At 68.2% G+C, this 4,340-nt stretch carries 3 protein-coding genes and 1 pseudogene; all 4 read right to left on the bottom strand.

Annotation, left to right across the window (positions count from 1 at the left end):
• Nucleotides 1-368, bottom strand: a pseudogene (locus ABDV68_RS18450) (L-rhamnonate dehydratase); the annotation flags it as partial.
• The gene (locus ABDV68_RS18445; protein ID WP_343521557.1) at nucleotides 365-1,726 is read right to left on the bottom strand and encodes a glycoside hydrolase family 140 protein; all 1,362 of its coding nucleotides are present in this window, start codon (nucleotides 1,724-1,726) and stop codon (nucleotides 365-367) included. The pseudogene ABDV68_RS18450 and the gene ABDV68_RS18445, both read right to left, overlap by 4 nt.
• A 134-nt stretch (nucleotides 1,727-1,860) precedes the next feature.
• A complete protein-coding gene (gene glcF / locus ABDV68_RS18440; protein WP_343521556.1) occupies nucleotides 1,861-3,150 on the bottom strand; it encodes a glycolate oxidase subunit GlcF in 1,290 nt (429 codons plus the stop codon).
• A gap of 1 nt (nucleotide 3,151) precedes the next feature.
• Nucleotides 3,152-4,258 carry a glycolate oxidase subunit GlcE gene (gene glcE, locus ABDV68_RS18435; RefSeq protein WP_343521555.1) on the bottom strand — a complete coding sequence of 369 codons (1,107 nt, stop codon included), beginning with the start codon at nucleotides 4,256-4,258 and terminating at the stop codon, nucleotides 3,152-3,154.
• Nucleotides 4,259-4,340: the final 82 nt, after the last annotated feature.

Here is a 4,340-nt window from a genome sequence, read left to right as displayed (position 1 = left end):
CGGCCATAATATTGCGTCGAGAAGTACATCTGGTCCCAGATCTTCTCATATTCGGCCGGGCTGCGCCCGATCAGGAAGCGCGAGAGATGCTTCTCGACGATGAAGCAGGCCGGCTCGCCCCCGGTGGTGACCGCGAAGCCGACCGTGCCGTCCTCGGCCTCGAGCTCGACCACCAACGTGCCGAGCACGTTGATCCCGAAGCTCTGCCGCGACGCCCGATACTCCGGATACCGCGCCATCGGCGTCGCGATGTGATCGTCGATCCAGTGCCCCGCACCCTGGTCGTGATAATCCGCACCCCCACCACGCACCGTGTACGCTCGCACTTGCTTGATCTTCGGAAGCCCCACGAAATTCCCTTCGGTCATCGTGCCGCACTCGCATCGTCGAGCACCAGCACCCAGTCGTTGCCCGCCTTGGCCTCGCCCGGCGGATCGAAGCGCCGTTCGCCGCGATTGGCGAAGGTGCCGATCGGAGTGAACCCGCCGTCGCGCGGCGAATACCATTGCGCCTTCACCTGCCCCCCGCTGATCGCGCCGAGCTTCATCGTGAACGGGCGCCCGGTATAGGTGTAGGCGAAGGCATAGGACTTGCCCCGACTCGCCAGCACGCGCTCGTAGCGCACGCCATTGTCGGCGATCAGCGACTGGTCGGGGACGCGCTCGAGCATCGGGCGCGATTCGATCAGCGAGCGCAGGTGGCGCATCTGGTTCGCGCCCGGCGCCTCGATCGCCTTGTCCCAATGCAGGTTGGGCTCGAAGTTCGCGGTGTCGGCACCGGTGAGGAAGAACTGCATCACATGGTTCTCGCCATAGGTGTGGCCGAACGCGCCCGCCATCACCCCCCACCAGCCGTAGCGGCGGACGTCCGCGGCCTGCCAGCGCGGCTGGCTCGGCTCGTGCAGCCCGTGCGGGATGTTCTCGTAGCTCGGCTCGCCGTCGATCGTCGGCTTGGGCGGGGTGCGCGCGAGATCCTGCTCGACATAGCGCCAATTGTCCTCGGCGATCGAATTCGGCCCTTCCTGCGCGTAGCTGCGATGCCCCGACTGGAACATGTTGAAGTCGAGCCACGGCGCCTGGTGCCATTGCCATGACGAGGTCGTGCGGCCGATCGGATGGAAGGTCATCAGCTGCTTCGGCGCGATGCGCTTGATCGTGATGCCGAGCGCGTCCCACACCGCGTTGCGCATCTCCGAACGCGTGTCGCCGCCGTTGAGCCAGATGATGTTGGGTGCCTTGCCGTAGCGCTCGGCCATGAAGCGGCCATAGCTCTCGACATTCTGCTCGTTGAGCTGGCGCTGCATCGCGAGGTCGCCCCAAGCGGGCACCAGCGCGAGATACATGCCATGCGCCTGCGCACGCTCGACCACCCAGTCGAGATGATCCCAATAGTCGTACTCGCCGGCCCTGGCCGGATCCTTGCCCGGCGTGGTGCGCGGCCGGCCGGGATCGCCATCGACCAGCGCGGGCGCATCGTAGCGGCTGGTCATCTTGTTGGTGTGGAGGACCATCACCTGGACGACGTTGAAGCCCTGGCGCTTGCGCGTGGTGAGGTAGCGCTCGGTCTCCTCGCGATTGAGCCGGCTCAGCAGCAGCCAGGCGGTGTCGCCCATCCAGAAGAACGGCTTGCCGCCAGCCTCGAGATAGCGGTGATTGGCCGAGACGCTGAGCGGTGGGGTCTGCGCCACGGCGGGCGTCGCCACGAGCGCCGCGAGCGCGGTCAGCAAAAAACGCGCCCTATAAAATCGCGATGGCATCCCCCAAATTCTCCCAAATCTGCCGAAGGCGGCGCGGCCGGTCCTGCGCGGGACTCGAAGTCCGGCAACGGCAGCCGATTTCTAAATATAATAGTACTAATTGGTCAAGTGTTTCGATGTGCCAATGCGGCCGGCGCGGGACCGCCCGTCGCCCAGTCGAGCAGCTCGATCATGTGCACCACCGGGGTACCGCTGCGCTGGCCGATCTGCATCGCGCAACCGACATTGCCGGTCGCGATCACGTCCGCCGCCAGCCGCTCGAGATTGGCGGTCTTGCGGTCGCCGAGCTGGCCGGCGATCTCGGGTTGGAGGATGTTGTAGGTGCCAGCCGAGCCGCAGCAGAGATGCGCCTCGACCGGGGTGCGCACGGCATAGCCCGCCGCCGCGAGCAGCCGCTTGGGCGCGTCGGTCACCTTCTGTCCGTGCTGCAACGAGCAGGCGGCGTGATAGGCGACGGTCAGCCCGCGCCCGTCACCGCGCGGCAATTCCGCTTCGACCAGCAGCTCGGAGATGTCCTTCGCGAGTGCCGAGACCCGTGCCGCCTTGCCGGCATAAGCAGGATCGTTGCGCAGCAGGAAGCCATAGTCCTTGATCGTCGTGCCGCAGCCCGACGCGGTGACCACGATCGCCGCGAGGCCGTCGCCGTCGATCTCGCGCATCCACGCATCGACATTGCGCCGCGCGGCATCGAGCCCAGCGGCCTCGCGCCCCATATGATGCACCAGCGCGCCGCAGCAGCCCTCGCCCGCCGCGAACACCACGTCATAGCCGACGCGGTTGAGCAGGCGGATCGCCGCCGCGCGATATTCGGGCTTGAGTACGGGCTCGGCGCACCCCTGGAGCAACGCGACGCGGCCTCTCGCCTCCGCGACGCGCGCATTCCTCGCCGGGACGGGCGCAGGCACCTGTTTCGGCGCCATCGCGAGCATCGCCGCCAGCGGCTTCACGCCGGCGATTAGCGGTGCGAACGGCCGGCCCAGTTTCGCCAGCGTCAGCGCCGCGCGGAACCGGCCGGGATAGGGCAGGATCGCCGCGAGCAGCCACCGCACCGCACGCTCGTGCCACGGCCGCTGATAGTTCTCGTGGATGTACGCCCGCGCATGATCGACCAAGTGCATATAGTTCACGCCCGAGGGGCAAGTCGTCATGCACGACAGGCACGAGAGGCAGCGGTCGACATGCTTGACCGTCTCCGGCCCCGGCTTGCGCGCGTTCTCGAGCATGTCCTTGATCAGGTAGATGCGGCCGCGTGGGCTATCGAGCTCGTCGCCGAGCAGCACATAGGTCGGGCAGGTCGCGGTGCAGAAGCCGCAATGCACGCATTTGCGGATCACGCCCTCGGACGACGCCGTCGCCGGATCGGCGAGTTGCTCCGGGGTGAAGCGAGTCTGCATCCTAGAAGCGCCCCGTCTCGAACACGCCGTCGGGGTCGAAGGCGCGGCGCACCCGCTCCTCGATCGCCGCCAGCGCAGTGGGCTGCGGGTGAAGTGCCGGAACCGCGCGGCGCATCGCTTCGCTGGCCCGCATGAGCGTCGCATGACCGTCCGCCGCCTCGGCCGCGGTGCGGATTACCGCCGGATCGGCGTTGCTCGCCAGCCAGATGAGGCCGCCTGCCCAGTCGAACAGCCATTCCGCGCCGGGCAGCGCGGCGATCACATCGGGCGCCTGACCGGGCGCGACGATCAGCCGCCACAACGGCAATTCGCGCGGGAGCGGCGCGGCATCGCGCACCGCCATCCACAGCGCATCGCCGCCTTCCAGCGCCTCGAACCCCGTCAACATCGCCGCGCGCGCCGCAACCGACTCCGCAAAGCCGTCGAGCCGTAGCGCGGTCACCGCCTTACCCTGCCAGTCGGGCAGGTGCGCCGCCGCAGTCACCTCCGCCGCCGACCCCATCGCGCGCGCCATCGCCGCCACAGCGCCCGTCGCGTCCAGCCCGCGCATCGCCAACGTCAGTCGCGTGCGCGGCGCAGGCAGTACCTTGAGCGTCAGCTCGGTCAGCGCCGCGAGCCGCCCCCAGCTGCCCGCCATCAGCTTGGGCAGATCATAGCCGGTGACGTTCTTCACCACCTTCGCCCCCGCGACGAATGTCTCGCCGCGCCCCGATACCGCGGTGAAGCCGAGCAGATGATCGCGCGCACCGCCGCGCGACAGCCGCGCCGGTCCGGCCACGCCCGCGGCGACCACGCCGCCGATCGTCGCGCCGCCGTCATTGCCGAGCATCGCACCATGGTCGAACGGATCGAAGGCGAGCATCTGGCCTTCGCTCGCGACCAGCGTTTCGATTTCGGCCAGTGGGGTTCCCGCGCCGACGGTCAACACCAGTTCGGGCGGGTCGTAATTGACCACGCCCGCAAAGCCGCACGTGTCGATGATCTGCGCGTCGCACGGCGCGCCGATCGCATCCTTGGTACCCCCGCCGCGCAGGCGGAGTTTGGTGCCGGAATCGCGCGCTTCGGCGATGACCGCGCAGAGATCATCGATGTTGGCGGGCCGGATCATCGCACCACACTTTCGTCACCCCGGCCTCGTGCCGGGGTCCACCGGGCAGCGAGTGCCGGGGCTTGAAGCAGCGGGTAGTAGG

The organism is Sphingomonas sp. (genome assembly GCF_039595165.1).
In the GTDB taxonomy this organism is placed as follows: Bacteria; Pseudomonadota; Alphaproteobacteria; order Sphingomonadales; family Sphingomonadaceae; genus Sphingomonas.
The sequence above is the reverse complement of the archived record's forward strand: the minus strand, read 5'-3'. Positions and strand labels throughout refer to the sequence as shown.

Bases quoted from the DNA above. Each gene is read 5' to 3' on its own strand.
- glcF (WP_343521556.1), bottom strand. From the start codon at position 3,150: ATGCAGACTCGCTTCACCCCGGAGCAACTCGCCGATCCGGCGACGGCG.
- glcE (WP_343521555.1), bottom strand. From the start codon at position 4,258: ATGATCCGGCCCGCCAACATCGATGATCTCTGCGCGGTCATCGCCGAA.